The organism is Chitinophaga barathri (assembly GCF_003807585.1).
Taxonomy (GTDB): domain Bacteria; phylum Bacteroidota; class Bacteroidia; order Chitinophagales; family Chitinophagaceae; genus Chitinophaga; species Chitinophaga barathri.
Genome location: NZ_RMBX01000005.1, coordinates 94,447 through 121,089, shown reverse-complemented (window position 1 = coordinate 121,089; position 26,643 = coordinate 94,447). Strand labels below are relative to the sequence as shown.

At 46.4% G+C, this 26,643-nt stretch carries 18 protein-coding genes; 11 read left to right on the top strand and 7 right to left on the bottom strand.

Annotated features, from left to right (window positions below; translation table 11 throughout):
• The first annotated feature begins 19 nt into the window (after nt 1–19).
• The 4 genes from EG028_RS10485 (at nt 20) to EG028_RS10470 (ending at nt 4,536) form a co-directional block, all read left to right on the top strand.
• A complete protein-coding gene (locus tag EG028_RS10485) occupies nt 20–859 on the top strand; it encodes an energy transducer TonB (RefSeq protein WP_162946454.1) in 840 nt (279 codons plus the stop codon).
• Between the two features lie 384 nt (nt 860–1,243).
• On the top strand, nt 1,244–2,554 hold the full coding sequence (locus tag EG028_RS10480) for a TlpA family protein disulfide reductase (protein WP_162946455.1): 1,311 nt from the start codon (nt 1,244–1,246) through the stop codon (nt 2,552–2,554).
• Between the two features lie 27 nt (nt 2,555–2,581).
• Nucleotides 2,582–3,313, top strand: a complete 732-nt coding sequence (locus EG028_RS10475; protein ID WP_120516569.1) for a DUF4369 domain-containing protein — start codon at nt 2,582–2,584, stop codon at nt 3,311–3,313.
• Nucleotides 3,314–3,378: 65 nt separating this feature from the next.
• Complete coding sequence (locus EG028_RS10470; RefSeq protein ID WP_162946457.1) at nt 3,379–4,536, top strand: TlpA family protein disulfide reductase; 1,158 nt, start codon at nt 3,379–3,381, stop codon at nt 4,534–4,536.
• A 46-nt stretch (nt 4,537–4,582) separates the two neighbouring features.
• On the opposite strand, the gene bglX is transcribed toward EG028_RS10470, so the two are convergent.
• The 5 genes from bglX to EG028_RS10445 form a co-directional block, all read right to left on the bottom strand.
• Nucleotides 4,583–6,817 (bottom strand): beta-glucosidase BglX, encoded by a 2,235-nt coding sequence (gene bglX, locus EG028_RS10465; protein ID WP_120516571.1) that lies wholly within the window; start codon nt 6,815–6,817, stop codon nt 4,583–4,585.
• A 70-nt stretch (nt 6,818–6,887) separates the two neighbouring features.
• Nucleotides 6,888–8,282, bottom strand: a complete 1,395-nt coding sequence (locus EG028_RS10460) for a sialate O-acetylesterase (RefSeq protein ID WP_120516572.1) — start codon at nt 8,280–8,282, stop codon at nt 6,888–6,890.
• Between the two features lie 118 nt (nt 8,283–8,400).
• Nucleotides 8,401–10,293 (bottom strand): BamA/TamA family outer membrane protein, encoded by a 1,893-nt coding sequence (locus tag EG028_RS10455; protein ID WP_120516573.1) that lies wholly within the window; start codon nt 10,291–10,293, stop codon nt 8,401–8,403.
• Between the two features lie 123 nt (nt 10,294–10,416).
• A complete protein-coding gene (locus EG028_RS10450) occupies nt 10,417–12,957 on the bottom strand; it encodes a family 20 glycosylhydrolase (RefSeq protein WP_120516574.1) in 2,541 nt (846 codons plus the stop codon).
• A gap of 79 nt (nt 12,958–13,036) precedes the next feature.
• A complete protein-coding gene (locus EG028_RS10445; RefSeq protein ID WP_120516575.1) occupies nt 13,037–14,179 on the bottom strand; it encodes a glycoside hydrolase family 18 protein in 1,143 nt (380 codons plus the stop codon).
• A 285-nt stretch (nt 14,180–14,464) separates the two neighbouring features.
• Between EG028_RS10445 and EG028_RS10440 the strand changes: the two genes are divergently transcribed.
• A complete protein-coding gene (locus EG028_RS10440) occupies nt 14,465–14,881 on the top strand; it encodes a hypothetical protein (RefSeq protein ID WP_120516576.1) in 417 nt (138 codons plus the stop codon).
• A gap of 11 nt (nt 14,882–14,892) precedes the next feature.
• On the opposite strand, the gene EG028_RS10435 is transcribed toward EG028_RS10440, so the two are convergent.
• Both EG028_RS10435 and EG028_RS10430 read right to left on the bottom strand, forming a co-directional pair.
• Complete coding sequence (locus EG028_RS10435) at nt 14,893–16,026, bottom strand: FecR family protein (RefSeq protein ID WP_120516577.1); 1,134 nt, start codon at nt 16,024–16,026, stop codon at nt 14,893–14,895.
• 47 nt (nt 16,027–16,073) lie between these two features.
• On the bottom strand, nt 16,074–16,625 hold the full coding sequence (locus tag EG028_RS10430; protein WP_120516578.1) for an RNA polymerase sigma factor: 552 nt from the start codon (nt 16,623–16,625) through the stop codon (nt 16,074–16,076).
• Between the two features lie 454 nt (nt 16,626–17,079).
• Between EG028_RS10430 and EG028_RS10425 the strand changes: the two genes are divergently transcribed.
• The 6 genes from EG028_RS10425 to EG028_RS10400 all read left to right on the top strand — a co-directional run bounded on the left by EG028_RS10425 (nt 17,080) and on the right by EG028_RS10400 (nt 26,624).
• Nucleotides 17,080–17,658 (top strand): RNA polymerase sigma factor, encoded by a 579-nt coding sequence (locus EG028_RS10425; RefSeq protein WP_120516579.1) that lies wholly within the window; start codon nt 17,080–17,082, stop codon nt 17,656–17,658.
• 194 nt (nt 17,659–17,852) lie between these two features.
• Entirely contained in the window at nt 17,853–21,404 is a 3,552-nt protein-coding gene (locus tag EG028_RS10420; RefSeq protein ID WP_120516580.1) for a SusC/RagA family TonB-linked outer membrane protein, read from the top strand.
• A 47-nt stretch (nt 21,405–21,451) separates the two neighbouring features.
• On the top strand, nt 21,452–22,834 hold the full coding sequence (locus EG028_RS10415; RefSeq protein ID WP_120516581.1) for a RagB/SusD family nutrient uptake outer membrane protein: 1,383 nt from the start codon (nt 21,452–21,454) through the stop codon (nt 22,832–22,834).
• A 285-nt stretch (nt 22,835–23,119) separates the two neighbouring features.
• Nucleotides 23,120–23,593, top strand: coding sequence for a MauE/DoxX family redox-associated membrane protein (locus tag EG028_RS10410; protein ID WP_120516582.1), 474 nt, complete (start codon nt 23,120–23,122; stop codon nt 23,591–23,593).
• Between the two features lie 143 nt (nt 23,594–23,736).
• Nucleotides 23,737–24,129 (top strand): hypothetical protein, encoded by a 393-nt coding sequence (locus EG028_RS10405; RefSeq protein ID WP_123864629.1) that lies wholly within the window; start codon nt 23,737–23,739, stop codon nt 24,127–24,129.
• A 158-nt stretch (nt 24,130–24,287) separates the two neighbouring features.
• On the top strand, nt 24,288–26,624 hold the full coding sequence (locus tag EG028_RS10400) for a family 20 glycosylhydrolase (RefSeq protein WP_120516583.1): 2,337 nt from the start codon (nt 24,288–24,290) through the stop codon (nt 26,622–26,624).
• Nucleotides 26,625–26,643 lie beyond the last annotated feature (19 nt).

The following is a 26,643-nucleotide window of genomic DNA, read 5'->3' as shown; positions in this document are numbered from 1 at the left end:
TCCTGTTAAACAAACTGCCATGGAAACAACCAAACTCACCAAACAGGATTTTCTTGACATTCTTTTTAATGACAGGAACAAATCCTATGGCGCTTATGACTTGCGCCGCAAGTATGATAAACGTGTACGCAACGCCGTTATGGGCATGGGAGGGATTGTGTTATTGATCATCGGGGGGTATAGCGTTAGTACAAGATTAAAAGCTGGTAAGCCGGTGGACAAACCGCTGGTGGAGGTAACACCGATAACGCCGATCGATGTAGATATCGAAAAGCCGCTGGTAACACCGCCGCCTCCCGCGCGCGTGGAACCGCCCGCCGCAAGTTTGCCGACGATCGAACATCCGACTTTCACGGTAGCGCCTGATGAGCAGGTAAAACCGGAAGATGAACTAAAAAAGAACAGTGAATTGCAGGCGGTGTCTATCGGGCTGAAGACTGCGGACGGGGATGTGAATGGTGTGGATGGCGGTTTGCTGGACGGCGGTGCTCCCGGCACAGGCGTGATAGATGTACCGAAGACAGAACCTAAACCCGAAGGTCCGTTGTCTTTCGTGGAAATTATGCCCGAATTTCCGGGCGGAGAAGCAGCGCTTACGAAGTTCCTGAACAAGAATATCCATTATCCTACGGTAGCCTCTGAAACAGGCGTGGAAGGCACGGTATTTATCAAATTCGTGGTGGGCTCTACCGGGGAGATACGGGATGTGGAAGTAGTGGGGGCAAAAAAGGGTGCGGGACTGGAGGAAGAGGCGTTGAGGGTGGTGAGGAAGATGCCGGCCTGGAAGCCGGGGAAGCAAAATGGGAGATCGGTGGCGGTGTATTTTAATCTGCCGATAAGGTTTAGGTTGGATCAGTAAGCTATTGTTGTTTACGGATTTGTGAAGTGGAATGCCCTCCGTCAGCATATGCTTATACAGGAAATATCTGTGTAGGTATGTGCTGCCGGATTCTATTAAAAATCAATCAACAGTTACTTTGAAATTTATTATATTTTATATATATAATTATATCGTTACCAATTGTATTATTTTATTTTTTTGTTATTTTTCCCCCTTTTTTAGTTTATCTGCGTCCTAGATAGAAGATTGACTTATGCATTTACTGATTTTATCAACCAGGTAGGGATATGCTATCTAGTTGATAAGATTTTTTTGCTACGTCAATTTTATAACGTCTTGTCCTTTTCCTTTCAGACGGTATATCTATGAAACAAAATATTTGATAGGCCTTAAATCATGTGTATGTTAAAAAAATCCCACAGAGTATTTCTGTCTGTTTTTGTATTGGCCTTTGGTGCCAACAAACAATCGACTTCCGCGCAGGCAGATGGGGGATATCACTCCGATCCACATAACAACACCAGCAATACTATTTTAAGTACCCCCCTTGTTACAGCAGCTGCCACAGGATTGAAAGCCAATAAAGTACTGTCTGCCGATAGTGCGTGGCAATGTTTGTCGGATATAGATTCAGCAATATGGAATATTGAGATGAATGATATAGAGCCGCGTAAGAAGATAAGGAATAAAGAGATTTATTTCAGGCAATACTTAAATGAGGGGCTTTCCTTTTGGACGAATTTCCCCGATGACCAGAGAAAATATAAATGGGCCAAAATGCTCAATTCGTATGAATTGAATTTTTGGAAAGATATAGAGAGTGGAGCTGAGATATCGCTGAGAGGTGAATACAATTCAACTCCGGTCGATTTTGATTTAATTTATTTTTGGAAGGTAAATATGACAAAGGTGCGAGAAAGTGTTTTGAGTTCATCGTCAATACCTCGCGATGAGAAAGCGAACTATCTCACCAGGGAGCTTCAGATGGAACTTTCGCTTTCGAAAAACAAGGTTTATAGGGAAAATACAGAACAATTCTTAAATACAATAGGGCGGAAATTTGAGGCAATATTGTCCATTCTTGAAAATGATGATAAATGTTCGATCGCACTTTTAAATGTAGATGTATTATTTCTTGGGGTAAACAATTTTGATTTAAGTTTTGAAGATTTAAGACGATTTGTGAGACCATATCTTAATGATCCGCATGCAAGTGTTAGGAAGTGGGCCCAGCAAAAACTGGCATTGTTGGATTTAGAAAAAAATCCGTTAAAATTTGAAGGAGAGTCGATTAATGGGCAACATATAAATCTTGAAAATTACAGAGGAAAAGTAGTACTGCTTGATTTCTGGAATATATATTGTTCTTCCTGCATAGCTAGAATGCCGGTAATAAAAAGTGCATATGATAAATACAAAAATTCGGGCTTCGAAGTTGTTTCTGTAAATGTTGATCCTTTAGAGGATTTAAATACTGTAAGGAAAATAGAAAAACGTATAAAAACAGAATGGCCGATAGTAATGATAGGTGGGAAAAATCGGAACGAGTGGAAGTCTGAATCGGCGGAATGGCGTAGAATATTTGATACATATGGATTTACATTCGTTCCGCAAATGATTTTGCTTGACAAGGAAGGCAAAATGCGCGTATTTAATGGTACTCTACAGGAAGGGGATGTGGACGCTGAAATCGCAAGTTTATTAAAGCAATAATTTTTATTGATATTATTTTGGTCAGGAATGAATATTGGCATGCTTTATAAAATTATTGTAATAGTAGGTTCGCTCATCTTTTCGGTTTGCAGCGCTTTTTCGCAGAGTAGTAATGAATATCACATAACAATTCAGCTATCTGGGTTAAAGAATGGGATTTCGGTCTATTTCTTTAATGTTAAAGGGGAACGAGCAGCGGGAGTTTTCAAGAATGGGGAATATATATTTAGTGGTATTGATTCTCTTCCAGGAACTCCGGTGGATATTCAGATAGATACTTTTCCTGCTAAACTTAGGGTAATAGTTGATAGGGAATCAGCTATCAAGATAACGGGAGAGCTAGTAAAATGGCCTAACGTTTTAGTTTCGGGCTCCAAGGTGCACGAAGAATATAATGATTTTCAGAATAATATTCAGGCGCCTTTTTCATGTGAATATAAGAGATATGAAATGTTGATGAAAAGAATCACAGGGAAATCGGATGTATTTGAATGGGAACGGCATTCAAAGATATTGGTAGGAAGAGATTCCTTAGATGTATTTCTAGCTACACAGATTTATCAGAAGGCAGTTGTTACATACCAGAAAGAAACACTGGAATGGATTATTCTACATCCAACCTCACTTTATACTCCTGAATTAATTATGCAATGGTGGCCTCGTCCTGCGTGGAAATCATCTTATCAGAATTTGTCATCTCCCGCCAGGAATAGTTACTATGGGGTACTTCTTAAAGAACAAATAGGTAGAGAGATTTAGTAGTTACAAACGTTTTCATAAGAAAGAATATTATTTATACACATATGTCTTGTAAATTTTCTAACATGGGAGGCAGGTTTTGGTTTTTGGTTATTGGTTTTGTAATGTTGCATGGAGATGTTTTTTCGCAGCAAATTTCTGGCGGTAAAATAGTTGGGAAATTCAATAATTTGCCCGATGGTAAGAATTTTTACCTAACGCGGGTGACAAAAGAGAATGTAGAAGACACAGTTCAGGTAGTCAGTTCAAAATCTGGCAGAATAGAGTTTAATAGTGATTTGGACCCCAATGGAGAATATGTATTCATTCGGGCAGAATTAGACTCTGTCAATAGCAAAGACTGGATGATGCTTATTCTTGATACCTCCATAATAGATATCTCAGGTGATTTTGCAAGCTGGCCGGAAAAAGTAAAAACCACTTCGCCTTCGACCAACGTTTATGAAAACTACCACAGAGAACGGAGGAAACATGAGAGTGCAATAGAGGAACTGGTTTCCAAGCCGAATTACGATCCTGAGAAACTTCAGGAGTTAACAAATATTGCATTGACCAATTCAATAGATTATATTTCGAAGGTTAACTACTCCAAAGCTGCTCCTTTACTGATTTATAATAATTTGAGGCTAAATGCGAGTCAAAAACGTGAATTATTTAATGAATTGACATCTTCTGTACAAATAAGCTATAGTGGCATCAGGTTGAAACAACAGATAAGAATGCTGGAACTTCAATCTGAATATAAAGTGGGGAAGCAGATACCTGATTTTATGGTTGAGCTGCCAAACGGGGAAAAAAAATCAGTCAGGAAGATCATCGCAGGGTCGCGATATACTTTGATTGATTTTTGGGCTTACTGGTGTGTGCCATGCCGCGAAGATGTGCCTGAACTCAAAAAGGCATATTCTACCTTTAATCAGAAGGGTTTTAATATTTTAAGCATATCTATTGACCCGAATCGTAAAGCATGGAAAAAGGCATTATCTGAAATAGATTCAAAATGGAACAATGCAATTGATATTGATAATATTTCTAAACAATTGTTCTTGTTATCTGCGATACCTGGATATATTTTGGTAAACAGTAACTCTGAAATAGTGGCTTCTGATATCATAGGGCTAAAATTGGTGGATGAATCGTTAATTACAGGGATTGATTTAAATGGGTTTGGATTAAGAGGCGGCAAGTTATACGAGGTGATTGAAAAACTACTTAGGAATTAATGGTTATATTTAGAATAAAAGCGATGCAAACGCATTTTTGAGATGTTTATTTGGTCACGATAAAGGCGGCTTCTTTCACGTCCCGGCTGTTTGGCCCCACCTGCACCCTGAACTCGCCCGGCTCCCAGGTGTATTGCATATTGCGGTCGTAGAATTTCAGGTCTTCGGTGCTGATGGTGAACGTTACATCCTGTTTTGCGCCTTTTTTGAGGAATATCTTCTGGAACCCTTTCAGTTCCTTCATCGGGCGGTTTACACTGGCGGTTACGTCGCGCAGGTAGAGCTGTACTACTTCTTCGCCGTCGAAATTACCTTCGTTGGTAACCGTTATGGTCACCTGCAGCTTCTCTGCGGGGCGGATGGTCTTTTTGCTGACGCGGATATCGCCATATGTGAATGTTGTGTAACTCAGTCCGTACCCGAAGGGATAAAGCGGTTCGTTGCTTACGTCCAGGTATTTGGAAGTGTATTTGTTATTCGGGTCCAGGGGGCGGCCGGTATGTTTATGATTGTAATAGATGGGTATCTGGCCGGTATTGCGGGGGAAACTCATGGTGAGCTTGCCGGAAGGGTTGTATTCGCCCAGGAGTACGTCTGCGATGGCGTTGCCGGCTTCGGTGCCGAGGAACCATGTTTCGAGGATGGCGGGCACGTGTTTATCCTCCCATTCCAGCGTGAGCGGGCGGCCGTTCATCAGCACGAGCACAACCGGTTTGCCGGTGCGCAAAACTGCTTCCATCAGCCGTTTCTGGCTGGCGGGGATGCCGATATCGGAACGGCTGGCGGCTTCGCCGCTCATGCCCTGGCTTTCTCCCAGCGCGAGTATCACCAGGTCCGAACGTTGCGCCAGGTCCAGCGCTTCTTTTTCCATGGCTGCCGCATTTCCCCCGGGGATATTTAGTTTGGCGAGCAACACACTGTCGTCCGTCACATTCGCGCCCTGCGCATAGGTGACGTTGATGTTTTTTGCTTTCAAGCCTTGCAGCAGGGTAACGGCCTTTTTAAAATCCCCCGCGGCGGACCAGTTGCCGATCATATCTCTCTGCGAATCTCCCAAAGGACCTATCAGCGCTACGTTTCCCTGTGCTTTGATGGGTAAAAGACCGCCTTCGTTTTTTAACAACACGATCGAACGCTGCGATATTTCCCTCGCGGCTTTCAGTTTTTCCGGGCTCATGATCACCTCTTTTGCTTTCACGGAATCGCTGTAGCGGTAAGGGTCTTTGAACAGGCCCAGTTTATATTTCGCTTCCAGTACGCGGTACACTGCCTGGTCGATCGTCTGTATGCTGATCTTTTTATCCGCTACCAGTTTCTTCAGCTGCGTGGCATAAACGCTGCCCTGCATATCCATATCCACACCGGCTTTCAGCGCCAGCTCGCCGGCTTCGTATTCATCTTTCACAATGCCGTGATTGATCATTTCATTGATGGAGGTATAATCCGTTACCACAAAACCTTTAAAGCCCCATTCTTTGCGCAGCAGGTCCGTCAGCAGCCATTTATTACCGGTGGCCGGGATGCCGTCTATTTCATTAAAAGAAGTCATTACCGTGGCCACACCCGCGTCTACGGCGGCTTTATACGGGGGGAGGTAAAACTGGTACATCTGCCGGCGGCTCATATCCACCGTATTATAATCCCTGCCCGCTTCAATGGCGCCATACAGCGCGAAGTGTTTCACGCAGGCCAGCACGGTATTGGGTGCTGAAAGATCGGTGCCCTGGTAGCCGCGTACTTTCGCTTTGGCGATCTGCACGCCCAGCCAGGTATCTTCCCCTACGCCTTCCGCAACGCGGCCCCAGCGTGGATCACGGGCAATGTCCACCATCGGGGAATAGGTCCAGTGAAGCCCGTCGGCGCTGGCTTCTTCCGCCGCGATCCTCGCGCTTCTTTCCATCTGCCCAAGATCCCAGGTACAGGCTTCACCAAGGGGAATGGGAAAAATGGTCTTGTGGCCGTGTATCACATCATAGCCGAATAACAGCGGGATCTTCAGCCTTGTTTTCAGCGCCATGTCCTGGAGCATGCGGGTGTACTGCGGGGTATATGCGTTGAAGATGGCGCCGCATGCGCCGCTGAGAATGTCCTGTTTATAATTTTCTTTCATGAACGGGCCCGTAACGTCCATGTCGCTGGTGAGCAGGTTCAGCTGCCCGATCTTTTCTTCCAGCGTCATCTTTTGCAGCAGGCTGCGGAGGAAAGTTTGTCGCGTTTGCTGCGGCTGCTGTGCGTATGCAGTAACGGACAAAAGCAGGCATATGGTGAGGATAGATTTCATAAAAAACCGGCGTTGACTTCTTAATCAACGCCGGTTAAATTGCTTTGTTCAGTCCGTTTGGGCTGTATGTTTATTTTTCCTGCCAGTTGTCCGTACGGAAGGGGCCTACCGGCAGGCCTTCTTTACTGAAAACGTTGCCGATACCCGTGTTTGTGAACGAAAAACGTACCGCTTCCGGCTGTTTTACCGCTTTGGCGGACACAATGGCCGTATTGCCTTCGATCTTTACATCCGCGGGCCAGAATTGTTTGTCCGCCCCGGCGATGTAAAACTGGGTGGGTTTGCCGCCGTTTACTTTCAGGCCGTTCTCCGCGTTTTTAAAATATACAACGATCTTGCCGTTGCGTTGCTCCATTTTGTCGTACATGGGGCTTTTATACGCGATGCCGGTTTTGCTGTAATGATCGCCCATAGCCCAGTTGGCCAGGCGGATACCTACATCCTGTTTATTCTGCGGGTGGATGTTCGCCGTATCGTTCACCAGGTCCGTGATCACGATCATGCCGGTATGCCCATAGGCGCTGGTAACAGTTTGCGCTTCGCGGAGCAGGGCGCCTTTGATGGTTTCTTTGCCATAGTTGTACGGCGCGATCTGTACAAAATAAAAGGGGAACTCCCGTCCCCAGGCTTTGCGCCAGGAACCGATCATGGTCCTCATCAGCTGATCATAGGTTGACGCGGTACCGGCGTTGCTTTCGCCCTGGTACCAGATGGCCCCGGCAATGCTGTATTGGATAAAAGGCGCGATCATGGCGTTGTAGGTGTACCCCGGCTGGTTAGGCCAGCCATTGCTGGGCGTCAGTTTGCCGGCCGCTTCCACGAGGGCGGGCTGTGAAGTCACTTCCTGTGCGGGCGTCCACACTTCGGCGGGCGTACCACCCCAGCTGGTATTGATCAGCCCGATGGGCACGTTCAGGTCTTTCCTCAGTTTTTTGCCAAAAAAGTATGCTACCGCGCTGAAACGCTTCAGATTATTGGAATCGCAGGCGGTCCAGCTGGCTTTTGCATCGTCCTGCGGATAAGTGGCGGTGGTTTTAGGCACGTGGAAAAAACGGATGTTGGCATCCGCGCAGATGGGCATCTCCGCGGCCATTTGTTTCAGCCCGTGATTGGCGGACCATTCCATGTTGCTTTGCCCGCTGCACACCCATACTTCACCGATCAGTACGTTCTGCAGTTTCACGGTGGTATTGCCCCGCAATGTGATATCGTAAGGACCGCCGGCGGCCGGTGTTTTTACTTTCAGCTGCCATTTGGCATCGCGTGTGGTCACTACTGAATCCACCCGGCCATTCCAGGAGGTGGTGACCCTGATCTTTTCACCGGGGCCGGCCCAGCCCCAGAGCATTACGGAATCGTTCTGCTGGAGCACCATATTGTCCGCAATTACAGCTGGAAGGCGGATCTGCGCTCCGGCAAACAGGCAGCAGCACAATAAAAGGGATGTTAAAAGGTAACGTAGCATGGAATTTATTCGGTTTTAAGCGCATCAAAATACAAAAGGGGCCGCAGATATCATACCCCGCGGCGTAATGATGAAAATGCCCCGGAATATGAGGTTTGTACCTGGTGGCGGGGCAATTTTACCAGAAATTGAGGAAAGATGGCGCCTTAAGGCCGTAAATGTCGAAGCGGAGGTCTGTAACCGTGGTCAGCTCAAAAAACAGCCCCGGCACACGGTCCGGCGTTCTCGGGTAATAGTACACCCCTGCTTTGAGCGTATTGAGGGAAAGGTTTTCGTTCCTGATCCGTACACCCAGCCCAAACCCTGTGTAAACCGGATTCTCAAGCATATAGCTCTTTTCGTGTGAAAGCTGAGCGGCTTCGATGGAGCCGAAGAAATTGAACTTAAAACCGTATAATTTCCATGGGCTGTAATAGACCGTTTCAGAACGGCCCACCAGGCGGTGAAAACCATTGATGAGCGACCGTTTGAAACCCCATATGCCCTGTTCCATATTGATGTTCAGCGGGCGATAAAAGTAATTGTTCGGGTTGCCGAGATAGTCGAGCGTGAGGAACTGGCGGAGGTGGCCTTTCCCTCCCACAGCCATCAGTTTGCTGTAGTAGCTGGCATTGGCATGGATCACCATGTCTTCGGACACGCCAGCCTGCCAGAAACTGCCAATGCCCGCCGAGAGGCTCAGCAGGCCGTTCAGCCGTGTATGCCAGAACTTCTGTCCTTCCAGCGCCGTGTAAAAACGTTTTCTGCCCACCCAGTTCTCCCAGCCCATGGAAAGACTGGCGTTGTAGCCATAGGGAATATCCTCCGTACGCCCGAAGCCGAAGAAATGATGCGCTTTAAAGAAGTCCTGTTTGAACAGCTTGAACTGCCCGAGGTAATAGTGCCTGTTGTTGTAAATCGGATCGTCCACGTAGATCTCCTGGTCCGGCCGTTTATCAAAAGCGATGTTCGAATACCGGAAAAGCAGCGCCATATTGGGTAAGTTGTCCATATGTCCATCGGAGCCGAAGCGGTTACGGAAGTTGTAACCGATCCAGCCGTCGAACAGTTTATACATGTAATCGCGGTATGTGCTGTCCGGGTAGTCCCATATGTTCACGGAATAGTTCTTGGCCAGGGTGAGCCCTCCGGCTACTTTGGCGGATGTACGGTAGAGCGGGCGTTCCAGCCTGAGGTATACGGAGCTTTCGTATACGCCGGTATCCAGCGGCATGCCGGGGTTCAGCTCGGAGTATCCCACGGCTACGTCCATAAAACTGCCCAACAGGTTGTATTTGGTATACTGGGCTTCCGTACCCCAGGGGCGGGTATAGTCTTTGTCCCAGCGGAAACCGAACTGGGCGCCCTGCCCGGCGCCAAACAGGTTATTGTTGCTCACTTTGGCGGCCGCGGAGGTAGCGGTGAGTTTCCGGAGGTCCACCCCATACTCAAATACGTCCTTGGTCACCACGAGAATGTCCACGGAATCGGGCCAGGCGGTTTGTATGGCGTGGATACGGGCATCCTGTATAAAGGGGCGGTTACGCAGGTAACGTTCGTTATCAGCGAGTTCGTAGGCGTTGATGGTATCTTTTTCCCGGAAAAAGAGGTTCTGGCGGATCACCCATTCCTGGGAGTCGAAATGCAGGCGGTTGGCGATATGGATCAGCCGCATACTGGTGGAAAAGGTGGTGTCGTTGATGTTGCGGGGGCCGAAGGTGGCCACTTTACGGTAATGGATACGACGGATCGCTTTGCCGCTGTACGGCAAAAAGCCCTGTTCGCTCCTGGTCATGCTACTATCGTCCGTTGAAGGCGGAGGGTCGTTGTGACGGGAGATCTTGAATAAAACGGAGTCCCGGTAACGACGGCTCTTCAGGGAGTCTACATAGGTATTCAGCTTTGAAAACCACTTTTTACCCTGCGCGGGTATGGTATCTTTTTTTTGCGCAGAGGCTCTCTGTGGCAGGCAACACAGTGTCAGGTAACAGCTTAGGGTGATGAATATTATTTTTCCTAACCCCTTCAACATTTCTTTTGATCTCAGCAACAATACAAATTTTTAACCAATTAACTGCGGGGACAAAAAGAAAGGGAAGGCCAAACGCTGCCGTTTAGTACCCTTCCCTTTCTGTATGACGATTCAAAATAGGTATCAGTGTTGTACTGTCACGGTTCTCCCTCCCCGTCCCTGCTGATCAAAAACCCTGAAACGGATGGTCCCTTTTTGCGCTATCGGCGCCGAATACACGGCACTTTTGGCGTCCGGTTCCTTTCCGTCAACTGTATAACGGATCACCAGCCCCGGAAGTTGTACGTTGGCCAAAACTTTCCCGTCTGCCAGGCCCACGCCCGCCGTGGGGATCCGGTAATTATACCCGCCGTTCAGCTTTGCGAGGCGCGGCAGCTCCTTTTTCCCGGTCACATTGGCGAAAATGCTCCACGCTTCGTTGTATCCGGCCTCGTCTTTGGTCCATTCGGGGTCTTTTGCCCAGGCGCGCTCCGCCATGCCCAGTAGTTTGGGCAGCAACAGGTATTCCAGGGCCTGGGGGCTTTTCAGCGTTTCAGCCCATAGCGCGGACTGGATACCGGTGATATTCCCGGCGCCATATTCGGTCAGGCGGTCTTTCCCGACGAATGTGGAGGCCGGCAGCGGATTGCCCGCACCGTCTTCTTTGGAGTTCTTATAAAGGTCCAAAGGAATGAAATAGAAGGGTTTATCCAGATCCACATATCCTCCCCAATAAAAACCGGGCTCATAATAATCGCGCAGATAAGCCATGTCGAAGTAATAATTGGACACGCCGGAGAGTACTACTTTGTAGCCCCCGTTTGCCAGGCGGTAGGAAAGATCTTCCATGCCGCCGCCCATTACGTTGTTCCAAACGTCCACCATAAAGTTGCGGGGGCCAAAATCCGGGTTTACGATCATTACGTCGCGGCCGTCCCTTTTTGTCCTGCGCATGCCTGCTTCTTCCCAGCCGTACAGCTGTAAGCCGCGTTTATTCACGATCTGTGCTACTTTATCGTAAAAATAAGGCCATAGGTCGTCCACGGTATGCAGCGTTTCGCTGGAATCCAGCAGGCGCTGACATACGGGAGAGCGCTCCCATACGCCGGCCGGCGTTTCGTCGCCGCCCATATGGATGATGTCCAGCGGGGCGCCGGCCTCTTTGTGCATGGCCACCAGCTCATCCGTTACTTTTTCAATGAATTTGTAGGTGGAAGGCAGGCCCACGTTGATCACATTGTCTTTCCATTCCTGTACGGAGCGGTACTGGCTTTTGTCGTCCGGGTCGCTGAGGCGGTATTCATTGGCAGCCTGGGCGTTCCCGGCTTTCATGAATTTTGCATAACGCGCGTCCATGGCTTTGATGGCGGCGCGGGCGTGGCCCGGCATTTCCACTTCAGGGATCACTTTAATGTGCCTTGTTTTGGCATACCGTAAGATCTCGATGTAGTCTGCTTTGGTGTACCAGCCGGTGCCGGTGGTATTGTTTACATCCGGGCCGGAACCGTAGGAAGGCTGGATCATCTCCAGCTCATCCACTGAATGGCCGCGGCGGCCGCCTACTTCCGTCAGCTCGGGGAGGCCGGGTATTTCGATGCGCCAGCCTTCGTCGTCGCTCATGTGCAGGTGCAGCACATTGAGTTTGTAAAGGGCCAGTACATCCAGTATGCGGAGTATTTCAGCCTTGGTCTGGAAGTTGCGCGAAACGTCTATCATAAATGCGCGGTAACCGAAGCGGGGTTTGTCTTTCACGTCAATGCCCGCGATTGTGATAACGCCGTTTTCCGGTGTTTTCAGCAGCTGGCGGAAACTTTGGATGGCGTAAAACACTTCTCCGGCACTCGTTCCGTACAAAGCCACCTTATCGTTGTTCACATTCAGCGTGTATGAATCAGGCGCGGTCTTTTCTTTTTTCAGCAGTTTTCCCAACACCACAGAACCCTCAGAGCCTTCGGCCGTCTTCACCGGTTTACCCAATGCCTCCGTGAGTATGGCGGCGAGGTAGGCTGCTTCCTGTTTAAATTCAGGATGATAGGCGATCACATCCCGCGCATCCAGCGTAAAAGCGCCGCTGGTATTATTGGCGCTTTCCGGTGTCGGGAATATACGCGGCAGCTGATCCTCCGGGATATCCCTGATCACGCTGTTGCGTTTGTAGATGTCTTCCAGCGATGTGCGCACTTGCGTGTCGTTCGCCTGGCGGCGGAGCTGTTTGTCCTGCGTGGAAGGCACCACGGTATAATCCGCAATGGCGTACCCTTTGGCGGGCGCATCATCCCAAACGATGTACGGCCCGTCCGGTGCGTCCGTGATATTGGTCACCCAGGCACCGGATTCGATGCTGATCTGGATGGAATCTCCCGGCGCCAGCCCTTTGAAAGCCGATGTGGGCTTCAGGGTGTAAAGATGCCCGTTTATATGGCCGGGCACCACTGCGGGACTGGTTTCCGTTCTGAGCGGCGTCGTGAAGCGGATAAAATTGTAATAAATCGTCCACCCCGTGGCTGGAAACGCCTTTTTGGTGGTGTTGGTAAGGGTAAAAACAGATAATGTTTTGGCTTCCCCCATAAAACCGTTCTCCTTCACCTCCCATTTCAGCTTCAGCCCGTTCCGGGGGAATGGGGGCGTCTGCGCAAATGCGGAGAAGGATAACAACAAAAGAATAAACGTGAATCGTTGGTGCATATAATCAGGATTTAATTACGACAAATCTTAAGGAAAGCCGGGCTTGAGCGGGCCGGCCTTCCATACCGGACAGGCGTAATTACTTGGTAAAAGTTTGGTGGATGCTGCTGAGCAGGTAACCTTTCGGGTCGCTGGAATATTCCCAGAACATGACCCCGGCAAGGTGATGTTTTTTCACATAACGGCATTTTTCGCGGACGGAGCGTTCGTCGTCATAGGTGATAAAGATATTCTGCCCGGGATGCCAGAGATAGGGGGCTTTGGCACGTTTGTCCCAGTGGCGTTTATATCCCTGTACCATGAGGCTGTCTTTCAGGCGGGTGTATCCCCCGCTCCTGGCGCCTTTCACGGCCTGCTGGTTCAGCCCGCGTTTGTCGCCGTTGGGCAGCTGCCAGCCGCGGCCATAGAATGCGCAGCCCATTACGATCTTGTTTGCAGGCACGCCCGCACGCAGGAAATACTGTACGGAGCGGTCGGCGGATGCTTCGGTGCTGTCTTTGGTGGAACCATAGAGGTTTGTATGATGACCGGCGATGCCGGTGCCGTTTGTTTTGTAGTCGTAACTCATGATGTTCACAAAGTCCAGGTATTGCTGCGCTTTGTCCATCTCCGTGTGTTCAATGAAATATTTGCCGCCGCCTACTGCTGTAGTGAGCAGGTATTTGCCCGCGGTTTCTTTTTCCAGGGAATCCAGCGAAGCGCGGATGGCCTGGAACATAAGCGTATAGTTCTGTTTATCTTCCGGACGGTAAATATTCCCTTCCTCACCGGGTACGCCGGGGTATTCCCAGTCGATGTCCACCCCGTCCAGTTTATATTTCCGGATGATGTCCACGGAAGTGTGGGCGAAGAGAGCGCGGCCTTCGGGGGTGAGCACGGCGTCGGAGAAATTTTCACTCCAGGCCCATCCGCCGATGGAGATCAGGATTTTCAGTTCGGGGTTACGTGTTTTGAGGGCGTTCAGCCTGCGAAAGTTGACGGTATCGGTCTTTTCGTTGGTGAGCCAGGCCTGGCCGTTTTTCACGTCCACAAAAGCGTAGTTGATGTGGGTGAGTTTTTCCACGGCGATGGAATCAGGATTGGCGATGAGGCCGCGGAACCCGCCGACGTATGCGATCACGACGGGTTTAGGGGCCGGAGGGCCTGATTTTTTGAATGCCAGGGCTATGGTGAGCAGAAAGGCTGCCGACAGGGCGGCGATGGTCTTGGCTGGATAACGCATGGGCTAAATATAGGATATTTACGGCCGAAATTCAAGCTCACGGGCACGGGGTTTCGCGGAATTCCGGACTGCTGCGCGGTTGCAGTAGCGGGAATTATTTTGGTATTGAATCTGTAACCACGTACAGTCCCTATTCACCTTTGTCTTTAATGATTCCACGAAATACATGGGTAATAATACTAACCGCACGTTCATTTCCCACAAATACATCAATGACGAACTTCTATTCGCCCTGTTCCTCACCGGGAGAGGGATGATATTTTCCTTCACCTTAAAAACAATAACATGAAAATTTTAAAGTTCAACGTTTCCTTTCTCTTTGCAATTTTGGCTATTGCCGTTACACTTACCGCGCAGGCGGGTATTTTTGGTAAAAGGACGATTACAAGATGTTTCACAGAGGTGGGTTTATTTAACTGCCAGGGCAGTTATGTCATAGTGGATGGAAACTCCAATCCGTCTACTTCCTGCAGTACCGTTCAGGAACTGGCTGCCAGCCATCCGATCGTTGCATCAGCGTCGATTACGAACTCTATTCCCAGTGGAGAGGCTTGTGGCGGTGGTGAGGTTTTTTGCTGCCTGACAGTGAGTGAAATGTCACCGTCCGATCCGGATATTAACTGCACTCCTTTTCTTGATCTGGGAGAGGGTTTTAAAAGATATAGGGTTGAAGCAGTGTATTGCAAAAGGGTTATACATTAAGGTCGCAATCGTTAGCGGCAGTGCAGTTCATTATTCTGCCAGTAGAAGGTAACAAGCCGGGTATCGTTGATCTGTGTGATGAAATTATCCAGGGGCTGATTGCGGAATAGTTTACCGCGTATTTCAATACCGGCGGCGTGCGGATTATCGATGACGAGGTCAACATCAAACCAGCGTTTCAACATAACGCCGACTTCGGTGATGGTGGTATTATTAAAGTAGTGAATGCCTTCTCTCCAACTGAGGGTGTTGGTCATGTCAAAATCGCGGTTCCTGGTGAGTTCGCCGGATTGAGCCACAGCCTCGGTGCCGGGTGCCAGTTCTATGGTGCGGGCGCCGTTTGAAACGGCTACTTTACCGGAAACCAGCGAGGTGATCACTTTTTCTTCAGCATAGGCATTTACGTTAAACTCGGTGCCGAGAACTTTTACCGGGCCTGACGGCGTATGAACAGTAAACGGTTTGTTCGCATTCTGCGCCACCTGGAAGTAGGCTTCTCCTTTGTCTATGTATACTTCGCGGGTTTCGCCGTTGAAGTGGAAAGGGAAACGGAATCGGGTAGTGCTGTTCAGCCATACTTTGGTGCCGTCGGCAAGTTCTATCTGGAAATCGAGTTTGGCGGGTACGGTAAGCGTATTCAGGCCGTTTCCGGCTTCCGGTTGGCCGTCGCCGAAGGTGAGTGAGCGGTTGGTATTGTTGAGGGCTGTTGAGCCTGCAAGGACGGTTTGATGGCCGGTATCTTTCATGGCGATCAGCTCGCCGTTAGCCAGAGTGAGGGTGGCACCGGAATAGGGGGGGGGGGTAGATGCCTGGTATACAGACACTTCTCTCTCGGGACGAAGAAAAATAACAAGCATGGCAGCCGCGGCAACTGCGGCAGTACCAGCCAGAATCTTTCTTACCCTGCCTCTCTGTTTCATCTTTGCGACCCGCCGGAAAATCTTCTGAAGCTCCGCATCAGAGTCGATGCTGCTGGAAAAAGCTACGGCTTCTTCTTTAGGCACCCGCTGCACCTCGGCCTGATATTCGTGGAAACGGGGATTAAGGGCTTCGAAGGCCTTAAGTTCCTCTTCTTCATCGGGTATCAGTTCTCCATAATGCTGCTTTAACAGGAGCTCGTATAAACGCAAATTATCTTTCATCATTATATAAGATGCAAAACTATCCCTTTCAGGGTGAAAAATTCCTAAACTCAGGAATTATGTAATTTTTCTCTGAGGGTGACGAGGGCCAGCTGGAGGTGTGTTTTGACGCTGGACAGCGCGATACCCATTTTCCGGGCTACATCAACTTGTTTGTGTCCCTCCAGGTAAAATAGTTCGATAGCGGTGCGCCGTTGTTTGGGCAACCCGGCAATTAATTCCTTTAAGGCAGTGTGGTGGCTCATTTGTTCATCCTCCATGTCAAAATCCGGGGATTCGGCAAGGGGGATGGTTTGTTCAAACCGGGTGAGGTGGAATTTATGACGTTTACGATTGTCCAGTTCCCGGAGGCAGCGGTTGTGTACGGATGTGTATAGGTAGCTCTTTACACCGGTATCGAGGTGGAGGTATAACCGCCCCGCGAGAATACCTGTAAACACTTGCTGTACAAGGTCTTTCGCTGCTTCTTTGTCACGGATAAAGCTGTACGCGTAATGGCACAGCGGCTCGTAGTATTTTTGAAATAATGCATTAAACGCATCCTGGCTTCCGTTCTTCCAAGCCACTACAAGCCTGTGATCATCTTTGCTTAACATGTTCATAAAAGTAACAGGTTATGTGAAATGATGCAAGTTGTGTGGATGTGTAAATGATGGCATTACAAAGATACAAACATGTGAGTCATTAATTTACCATTAACAAACCAGTAATTTATTGTCAATCCGGGGGTAATTTCCCAGAAAACCACTGGACACAAAACTGTTAAAAAAGGGTGAACGGGAGGGGTAAAATTCCTGATAATTATCCTATAAAACAGCAGTTAAAGCCAATCCTGTTATAATAACATAAGCCACAAGCCTACTTAGATGCTTTCTTGTTGGCTTAACATTCGGTTAACCTTTGTTATTTATTTTTTTTGCAGTTTTGAAGTGCGGACTGGAACAAATTCAAGCGCAACTTTTGTATGTTTTGAGAATACTTTCTTCAAGTTATACTTAAGCCAAAAATTCCCCCTCTTCCCTTATTTGTTCACCTTTACCTCAACATTGCTACGGAATGGACAATGCGCATGTACTGTCCTGCTTACAGGCGGGAGATATGGAAGTATTCACATCGGTGTTCAAGGCTTATCATAAACCTTTGTGCAACTATGCACATAGTTTTCTGCATAACGAAGAAGACGCCAAGGATGCTGTCCAGGATGTATTTACCAAATTGTGTTCGTCGCCTAACCTATGGGGAAACATTGACGACATCCGCGGGTATCTTTACCAATCTGTGCGGAACAGGTGCCTGGTGTATATCCGGTCGGACAAAAGTGATATTATCAGAAATGAATATAACAGCGGAACAGACCTACTGAATATCGGCTCATCTCAGGATGCAGCGTCGATAGATGAACAGAAGGACCTTGATTTCAAGATCCAGTACCTGCTATCGAAGTTACCTTTTAAACGGCGCAGGGTGGTACTGATGTACTACTATGAGAATTTATCGTACAAGGAGGCAGCCACGAAGCTGGGCCTTACGAAAGACACGATAAAAACACAGTTAGCGCTGGCCCGGAGTGCTTTCCGGGAAATGCGCCACCTGCTGCGTCTTTTAATTGGCCTCTCTTCTTTTTTCCTCTTCTGATGCTGCTTTACAAATTGATCTCCATCAATTTCACGCAGATGTATGAAAGCTATTTTATCAGACATGAAAAAAACGTAAAAAAATTAGTCAACCAATTCATTCGTTTATAACAGTCATGTGTATACGTTCCAGGCATACTAATTAGACATTGCAGATAAACGACTAGCATTACCTGTTAAATTATACGATTTATTATGAAACAACACTACCCTTGCCAGACATGGGCTAGGCGGGCATTTCTATTCCTGCTCCTGCTCACGTTGAAATCACAGGCAGCCTCTTCATCAACATTAGACGATACATCCAGTATCACGCTGCATGTAGTGAACCAACCAATTGAAAATATTTTTAAACTTATTGAGAAACAGACTGGGCTTACTTTTTATTACGGCCGTTCCATTATTGACGGCTCTGTTCCCGCCAGTGTGAACGTCACGAAAGCTTCGCTTGCGGAGGTGATGAATGTGTTGCTGAAAGGAAAAAATGTGAGCTGGAGGGTGAAGGATAAGGGCGTGGTGTTGAGTAAGGCGGAGGTGGTGCCTGAGAAGACGGTGACGGGTGTTGTGGGGGATACGGTGCCGAAGATCACAGTTAGTGGTAATGTGATGGATGTAAAGGGAAATCCGATACCAGGTGCTACTGTATCCCTAAAAGGACAGCCAAGAGGACAAGGTGCCGATGCGCTAGGAAGGTTTATCTTTACCCAGGTGCCTGCCAATGGAATATTGGTTATTTCATCTATTGGGTTTGATCCAAAGCAGGTGAAAATCAGCGGAAAAACCGAGATTAAAATAGTTCTTGATTCTGCAATAAGAGAAATAGAATCATTTGAGGTGGTTTCAACTGGATATCAGGATATCCCCAAGGAGCGGTCTACAGGTTCATTCGTACAGCTTGATAATAAACTATTGAATCGGACGGTTTCAACAGGTATAATAGACAGAATACTTAATGTAACGAGCAGTTTAAAAACAGAAAAAGGTGCCAGAACTAGTTTTACTATAAGAGGCTTTAGTACCATCAATGCGAATATGAAGCCTCTGGTGGTGGTAGATGGATTTCCATATGATGAAAATCCTAATGATGGTGAGGTATTGCTCAATAATTTAAATCCAAATGATATCGAATCAATTACCATACTTCGGGATGCTGCTTCAGCTTCAATTTGGGGAGCGAGATCAGGTAATGGTGTTATTGTTGTCAAAACGAAGAAAGGAAGCTATAATAAAAAAACAAGCATTCAATTAAACGCCAGTACAAATTTTATCAAGAAGCCTGATCTTGGATATTTAAATATCATTGATCCAAAAGATGCGATTGAGGTCGAAAGAACTCGATTTAAGCAAGGGCTGTACAATGAATATGATGACCTGTACCCATTATTCGATTTCTATCTCCCGCTTTCGCCTGCAATGGAAATTATGTTGGCTCAGCGACGAGGAGAAATTACAGAACAGGATGCTAACTCAAAACTAAATGAGCTTTCCCAGCATGACGCCAGGGATGATATCAACAAATACTTGCTACAGACGGGTATAAATCAGCAATATAATTTGAACGTTAGTGGGGGGACACCTAGAAACAGCTACTATGTATCTTTGGGTTATGATGCAAACAGATCCAGCATAAAAGGGGACAAAGACCAGAGATATTCTCTACGTTTTGAAAATACATTAAAGCCCATTGACAAAATCGAATTAAGTACCTATATCTCCTATGTTCAAAGTGATAGCAAGTCGAATGGGATTGGCTACGAGCAATTCTTAGCAACAGGCTTAACAATGGCATCCCCGTATACTCAACTTGCTGATAACAATGGAAATTCCCTGCATGTTCCAATGCCTTTCACTTACCGCACTCCCTATCTTGATACGGCGAGATATCCAGGATTGCTGGATTGGCATTATAGGCCATTGGATGAACTAAAAAATAATAATAACAGCAGCAAACGGTACAACACTCGTCTGGGTGGGGTTATCAGATACACATTTTTTGAGGGGATAAGTGCCGAAGTACGAGGGCAGTACGAAAAAAGGATTGGTCGAATTACGAACGAGTTTAATATGAATACCTACAACACGAGAAACCTTATCAATACATATGCATATCAGGATCCAACGGGAAAAACTATTTACCCGATACCATTAGGCTCAATTCTTCGCTTGGACAATTCTGACAACACTTTGTGGAATATAAGAACACAAATAAATGTCAACAAATCATGGCATAAACATCAGATTAATGCTATCCTCGCTTATGAATCAAGTGAATCAAAATATACGTTCAATGGAGAGGGGAAATATGGTTATAATCCTTCCACGCTAAGTTCTGCCACTTACATTGATTACAATACCCAGTTTATGCTCCGTCCAAATGGAATGCTGGGAAGCGGCAGGATCCCCAATGATCAATACGCGGGCGGTTCACTTAACAGATTCGAAAGTTATCTGGGAAACGCCGCATATACCTTTAATAACAACTACTCCCTAACCTTGAGCGGCAGAATTGATAAAAGTAATTTCCTGGGCGCAAAAAGCAATCAAAGAATAGTTCCGCTCTGGTCGACTGGATTGGGCTGGAATATTTCTGATGAAAGCTTCTATAAACTTCTTTGGCTACCCTATTTAAGACTTAGAGCAACTTATGGGTATAATGGAAATCTGAATAATAAGGCCACTGCGCTGCCAACGGCGATAATTACGACTACAGGTGCTGGCGGATACCACAATGAACCTTACGTTTCGATTCTGACAGCGCCTAACCCCGGCTTGACTTGGGAAAGAATTGGCACATATAATTTAGGAATAGATTTCAAACTTTTTAACAATCGAATGGATGGTTCTCTTGAATATTATAAAAAAACGGGAGAGAACCTAATTGGCACTATTAACATAGAACCTACTGTAGGAACCACTATATATACAGGGAACTATGCAAGTATGAAGGGGAGTGGTGTGGATTTAATATTAAATAGCATTAACATACGGAGGGCTGTCAATTGGCGTTCTAATTTAGTTTTGAGTTACAATACAGACAAGATCACAGACTACGACCAGAAATCCCTTACTGCGTTCAGTTATTTAACAAATTTTTACATTCCGGTAATCGGAAAACCCGTTGTCAAACTGTTTACATTTCCGTATGCGGGACTTAATGCTGAAAACGGAGATCCCATGGGGTTCCTGAAAGGCGAAAAGAAAGACTATTTAAGTATGTCTCAAAATGCAAAACCAGAAGACCTGCTATACATAGGCTCAATAACTCCCCGTGTATTTGGCTCGCTTATCAACACGTTGAGCTACAAAAATATTTCCTTTTCCTTCAATATCACTTACAAATTCAAGTATTACTTTGTGAGAAACTCAATTTCATATAGTAATCTGTTTAACAATTTTGGAGGACATTCAGATTATTCGCTTCGTTGGCAAAAAGCTGGAGATGAAACGAAAACATCTGTTCCATCAATGCCAGCTGCAATAAATCCAACAAGAGACAATTTTTACAAATATTCAGACGCTCTTGTAGAAAAAGGTGATCATATTAGATTGCAAGACATCAGACTCTCTTACGAATTAGGAAAACAGCAGTTTAAGTCATTACCTTTTAATAATATCTCCATATTTACTTATGCAAATAACGTCGGCATTCTATGGAGAGCTAACAAATATAAACTGGATCCTGACGTTAACGGATTCAGCTTGCCTACTCCCAGGAGTATAGCGATCGGGGCAAGTGTCAATTTCTAACGCAGGTTTTTGACCTATTCTATTTACTGATTTTGAATTAACATTTTATGATAAAGATAAAGGTTTATCAATTTGTAATATACGGGGTTTTATTTCCACTGTCTGTTTTCCTTACGAGCTGTTCAAAAGGATGGCTGGAGGAAAAGCCAGACAAAAGAATGGTTATCCCCGAAACCTTAGATGACTTTCAGGGGATGCTGGACAATCCAAGTATGTTTCAACAATATCCTGTATTGGGGGAAGTATCATCCGATTTGCACTATATATCGGACGTAATGTACCAGTCTACGGAAAAAGGCAGTACGTCCGATGCCTATATCTGGTCTTATACAACCCGACATGAGTCAGTGTCTGACTGGAATCAGTCATATGAAAAAGTCCTCTGGGATAATATCATTTTGGATGGCCTGGGTAAAATTGAACCAGGTAACCCTTCCGATACTGAAAGGTGGAAAAGTGTAAAGGGGCAGGCTCTTTTTAACAGGGCAAGAGTGTTCTTTGAACTTTTGCATGTCTATGCACCACAATATGATAAAAACACTTCAAAGAGCGATTTGGGGATTGTAATCAGACTCAATACTGATCTGTCCGTACCTTCTAAAAGGAGCACGGTTGAAGAAACGTATAAGAAAATAATACAGGATTTGGAAGAGGCGCTTACCCTCCTTCCTCCCCAGCAGAGTATTCTTACACGACCATCCCAGTTATCCACAATTTTTCTTTTGTCCAGAGTGTATTTGTGTATGGGAGAATACGAAAAGTCACTTGCATATATTAAAGATTGTTTGTCAATAAAATCAACCCTAATCAATTATAACAGCCTGCCGGCAAATGGAAACTATATTGGGAGATATAACCCGGAAGTAATACTTCATAGTAATTTTACAAATGCATTCTTAATCAGCGGCCTCATAGATAGATCATTGTTTGACCTGTATCCCGAGAATGATTTGAGAAAAGGTCTTTTTTTCAGAGAAAATCCAACAGATGGAGCTATTGTATTTATTGGGAACTATGACTCTTATTCATTTAATAATTTCAACGGTTTTGCAACGGATGAAGCATATCTGATTCGAGCTGAGTGTAATGCCAGACTAAATCACGTTCAGGAGGCCATGGTTGATCTTAATTTGCTGCTCAAATCAAGATGGTCGGACACTGTCGACTATACTGACCGCACCGCGTCAACACAAAAAGAAGCCCTCCAGCAGATACTCCTGGAACGGAAAAAAGAACTCATTCTCAGGGGAGTGCGCTGGATGGATCTCCGACGATTAAATAAAGATCCGCAGTTTGCTGAAGTAGTTACTAGGACCGTAGAAGGTAACGTATATACACTTGATCCCAATAGTTACAAATATACTTTTCCTATACCCGATGATGTCATTGAACAAACTTCCCTTGAGCAAAATAAAGGATGGAAAAAATAGTGCCTGATACGTATCATCTGTTTATAGTTTATGAAGGGGGTGTAGTAATACGCTCCCTTTTTTCATGATTTAATAGCCGCATTATAAATATTCCAGAATATTTCTCAGCCTGACGTCTTTCTGCAGTAACTAGAGCTACTTTTGGATAACGCTCAAAAGACACAACGCATGAATAGCTAACTAAAGAATACAAAACAAAGCCATAGAGGCACTTTGATTTTATGATCCTTCTACTACTTCAAAGCGAATATTCCAGTTTATATTCATTAACCATATTTTTTTCATATGAGAGAAAAGGCAGTCCCTTTAAGTCCGATTCCGCAACGGGCCCAAAAATTCAATAAAGTAATTGTTGAGGTTATCGTTGGCATACTTTTAATCGTCTGGTTGCACACCTCTATTAGTAAATTAATGGATTTTTCGTCGCTCAAAATTCAAATGTCGCAATCGCCGGTATTTTACAAATTTACGACGTTAGCTGCAATAGCCGGGCCTGGGCTAGAAATCCTCTTGTCTATTTTGCTAATCTTTAAAAGAACCCGGTTATTGGGCTTCATAGGTTCATTCCTGTTAATGGTATTTTTTACCTGGTACGTCAGTTATTTAATGGTAACAATGCCGAACCTGCCCTGTAACTGTGGCGGAATTGTAGGATGGTTAAATTGGCCTCAACATCTGGCTCTCAATATATTTCTCACAGTAATTTCCGCTATAGGGATAGTGCTGTATAGGCAGCAAGTAAAGGCAGCAAAAAAATAACTTCAACCCAGTATCCTCCAACACATCTATAGTATTACCCTGACAACTATCATCTAATATAAATAATTGCGCAATAACCAAGTTTACCCGTCTTGATCAAAACAGGTACAAACCATTATTAGTTAACATTAAAAAAAGACAAAATGAAAAATTTAAAATTGAGCTTTGCTTTTCTTATTGCTGTACTCGCAGTTGGCGTTACTGTAATTACAAAAGCAGGTAGCAGGGACGTTACCCACTGTTTTATCAACATTACTGTAACTGACGGTACTAACCCTGCTGTTAGCCTGGCTCAGGTTGACAATTGCAGCATTGCTACTACTGCTTTTAGTCAAGGCAAAATATTCTTGACTGCCGCAACTACCGCATCTTCTCAGCCGGACCAACTTACATGTCCTCCGTCAACTGTTAAGTATTGCTGCGTTAAGATTGCTGAACTTGCAGTTGGTGATCCTGGTTATTCATCTGCTTCTTTCCTGAATCTGGGAAGTGGTCTCAGAAAATATAAAGTTACCCAGGTTTTCTGCAAACCTTAATTCAAGTCGGTATATCTAACTGAAATGAGTTAGTCAGCACAGCTGACTAACTCATTTCAGTTAGTATATCATGCCAATACAAAAATCATAAAGAAAAATTCAACTTTCCCTGTAAATTTTAGCTTTGCCGGTACGGGAAAATTGCTAATCTTTAGCAGATGAAGCAGCTACTCTTTGCCGGCATACTATGTATTCCGTATGCGGCCTATTCCCAGAACTTAAAGGACACCCTGCAGCTCAGGCAGGACATCAAAGTGGCCGTACAACCCGGCCAGCGCCAATTATCCCTTCCGCAGCCTTATCCTGATTACCGGTTATTGCTGAAAGGTACAGACCGCCTGCCCGTAGTGGATACCACCGGTGCCATCACCGTTCCCCTGCAGGAAACTACCGTACAGCTCTACCTGATTGCGGAAAAAAAATCGGACGGCGCTCTTACGGAACTCCCCAACATCGCCGTAACGATACCCGGCAGCCGCCCTGCAAAGGGCAATGCCCAGCCGTTCGTGATCCCTTCCCTCCGGGAATGGGCGGGTGATTCCGGGTACTATCAGGTGCGGAAAACTTCTTCCATCGTCATAGACCCTGCTTATAAAAATGAACTGGAAAAAGCCGCGCAGCTTACCAGCGAAGACTTTAAGCGTACGAACCAGCATGGTTTCCAGGTAAGGACCGGCAAGCCGGACCGTGGCGATATTTATCTCACGCTTCAGAGCGCGGATAAATCATTGGGGAAAGAAGGTTACCGGCTGAACATCGGGGAGTACATCCGGGTGGAAGCAAATCAGTACCAGGGCCTGTTTGCAGGCACACGTACCGTATTGCAGCTTTTTGCGCAAGACTCCACCGGCGGCCTACGCATCCCGAAAGGAGAAGCAAGGGACTATCCTAAATACGAAGTTCGCGGCTTTATGCTGGACGCGGGGCGGAAATATTTCTCCATGGAATTTGTGCGGCAATACGTTCGTTTTATGTCGTACTTCAAGATGAACGATTTCCACATTCACCTGAACGATAACGGTTTTAAGAAATTCTTTAACGACAACTGGGACAGCACCTACAGCGCCTTCAGGCTGGAAAACGATACCTATCCCGGCCTGTCCGCCAAAGACGGCTTCTGGACCAAAAAGGAATTTATCGAATTGCAGCAGATGGCCAGGGACTACGGCATCCGCATCATCCCTGAAATAGACGTGCCCGCGCATTCATTATCCATCGCCAAAGCGGTACCCGCCGTGGGCAGCAAACAATACGGCATGGATCACCTCGATCTGAATAATCCCGAAACCTATACGGTGGTGGAGAATATCTTCAAGGAATATCTTTCCGGCCCTAACCCTGTATTTACCGGTGATGAAGTGCATATCGGCACGGACGAATACGCGAAAAAAGAAGCGGAGGCATTCCGTAGGTTCACGGATCATTTTATCCGTTACGCGGAAGGTTTTGGGAAAAAGGTGCGCTTCTGGGGCTCGCTCACGCATGCAAAAGGCGAAACGCCGGTGCGTAACAAGGGCGTGACCATCAACGCCTGGTACAACGGTTATGCTGACCCTAAAGAAATGATCGCGGAAGGATATGACCTGATCAGTACACCGGACGGCTGGCTGTACATCGTGCCCGCGGCTGGTTATTATTACGACTTCCTCAACAACAACCGGTTGTACCGCCAGTGGGAGCCCATCCGCATCGGCAACCAGACCTTTGCTTACGGACACCCGAAGATCAGGGGCGGCTCCTTTGCTGTGTGGAACGATCATAGCGGCAACGGCATCACCGAATACGACGTGCATTACCGCGTATTTGGAAGCATGCAGACGCTGGCCGAGAAAATGTGGTCCGGTGCAAACTCATCTGTTCCTTTCGAAACGTTCATCAAAAAAGGCTCCACCCTGCTTCCCGCCCCAGGCCTGCTGTTTGGGAAGATACCTTCAAAAGATTCACTGGCGCTGTATTACAAATTCAATGACCTGAAGAACAGCGCGCAGGATAATTTTCATCTTGAAAAAGGAGAAAATGCCACTGCCTCAAAAAATATCCTCCACCTGAATGGCGGTAAAAGTTATGTGACTTCCCCGCTGAAAGGCATGGGTTATGATTATACTGTGGAGTTCGAGATCATGCCCCAGGGCCCGCAACAACCGGGAGCGGTATTGTTTTCGTCGGATTATGCGGTCGTAAAACTTACGCAGGAAGGAACGGATAAACTGGGTTTCTCGCGCGAAGGGATCAATTATAATTTTAACTATACCGTACCGGAAGGCCGCTGGACAAAGATCCGCATTACCGGCGATGCATACGGCACCACGCTGTACGTGGACGGGCAGAAGCAGGACGATCTGCGTGGCCAGTTCTATACGTTCACCAATACAAAAGACAAGATGGCGAAAGTGCAGACGTTGTACTTCCCGCTGCAACGCATCGGGGATACGAAGAATGCCTTTAAGGGACAGATAAAGGAATTGAAGGTTTACAATGTGAAATGGAAAGATTGATAAAAAAGGAAGGCCGCCT

Bases quoted from the DNA above. Each gene is read 5' to 3' on its own strand.
- EG028_RS10410 (WP_120516582.1), top strand. From the start codon at position 23,120: ATGAGAGAAAAGGCAGTCCCTTTAAGTCCGATTCCGCAACGGGCCCAA.
- bglX (WP_120516571.1), bottom strand. From the start codon at position 6,817: ATGAAATCTATCCTCACCATATGCCTGCTTTTGTCCGTTACTGCATAC.
- EG028_RS10435 (WP_120516577.1), bottom strand. From the start codon at position 16,026: ATGATGAAAGATAATTTGCGTTTATACGAGCTCCTGTTAAAGCAGCAT.
- EG028_RS10445 (WP_120516575.1), bottom strand. From the start codon at position 14,179: ATGCGTTATCCAGCCAAGACCATCGCCGCCCTGTCGGCAGCCTTTCTG.
- EG028_RS10455 (WP_120516573.1), bottom strand. From the start codon at position 10,293: ATGTTGAAGGGGTTAGGAAAAATAATATTCATCACCCTAAGCTGTTAC.
- EG028_RS10415 (WP_120516581.1), top strand. From the start codon at position 21,452: ATGATAAAGATAAAGGTTTATCAATTTGTAATATACGGGGTTTTATTT.
- EG028_RS10480 (WP_162946455.1), top strand. From the start codon at position 1,244: ATGTTAAAAAAATCCCACAGAGTATTTCTGTCTGTTTTTGTATTGGCC.
- EG028_RS10475 (WP_120516569.1), top strand. From the start codon at position 2,582: ATGAATATTGGCATGCTTTATAAAATTATTGTAATAGTAGGTTCGCTC.
- EG028_RS10430 (WP_120516578.1), bottom strand. From the start codon at position 16,625: ATGAACATGTTAAGCAAAGATGATCACAGGCTTGTAGTGGCTTGGAAG.
- EG028_RS10450 (WP_120516574.1), bottom strand. From the start codon at position 12,957: ATGCACCAACGATTCACGTTTATTCTTTTGTTGTTATCCTTCTCCGCA.
- EG028_RS10400 (WP_120516583.1), top strand. From the start codon at position 24,288: ATGAAGCAGCTACTCTTTGCCGGCATACTATGTATTCCGTATGCGGCC.
- EG028_RS10485 (WP_162946454.1), top strand. From the start codon at position 20: ATGGAAACAACCAAACTCACCAAACAGGATTTTCTTGACATTCTTTTT.
- EG028_RS10440 (WP_120516576.1), top strand. From the start codon at position 14,465: ATGAAAATTTTAAAGTTCAACGTTTCCTTTCTCTTTGCAATTTTGGCT.
- EG028_RS10460 (WP_120516572.1), bottom strand. From the start codon at position 8,282: ATGCTACGTTACCTTTTAACATCCCTTTTATTGTGCTGCTGCCTGTTT.
- EG028_RS10405 (WP_123864629.1), top strand. From the start codon at position 23,737: ATGAAAAATTTAAAATTGAGCTTTGCTTTTCTTATTGCTGTACTCGCA.
- EG028_RS10470 (WP_162946457.1), top strand. From the start codon at position 3,379: ATGGGAGGCAGGTTTTGGTTTTTGGTTATTGGTTTTGTAATGTTGCAT.
- EG028_RS10420 (WP_120516580.1), top strand. From the start codon at position 17,853: ATGAAACAACACTACCCTTGCCAGACATGGGCTAGGCGGGCATTTCTA.
- EG028_RS10425 (WP_120516579.1), top strand. From the start codon at position 17,080: ATGGACAATGCGCATGTACTGTCCTGCTTACAGGCGGGAGATATGGAA.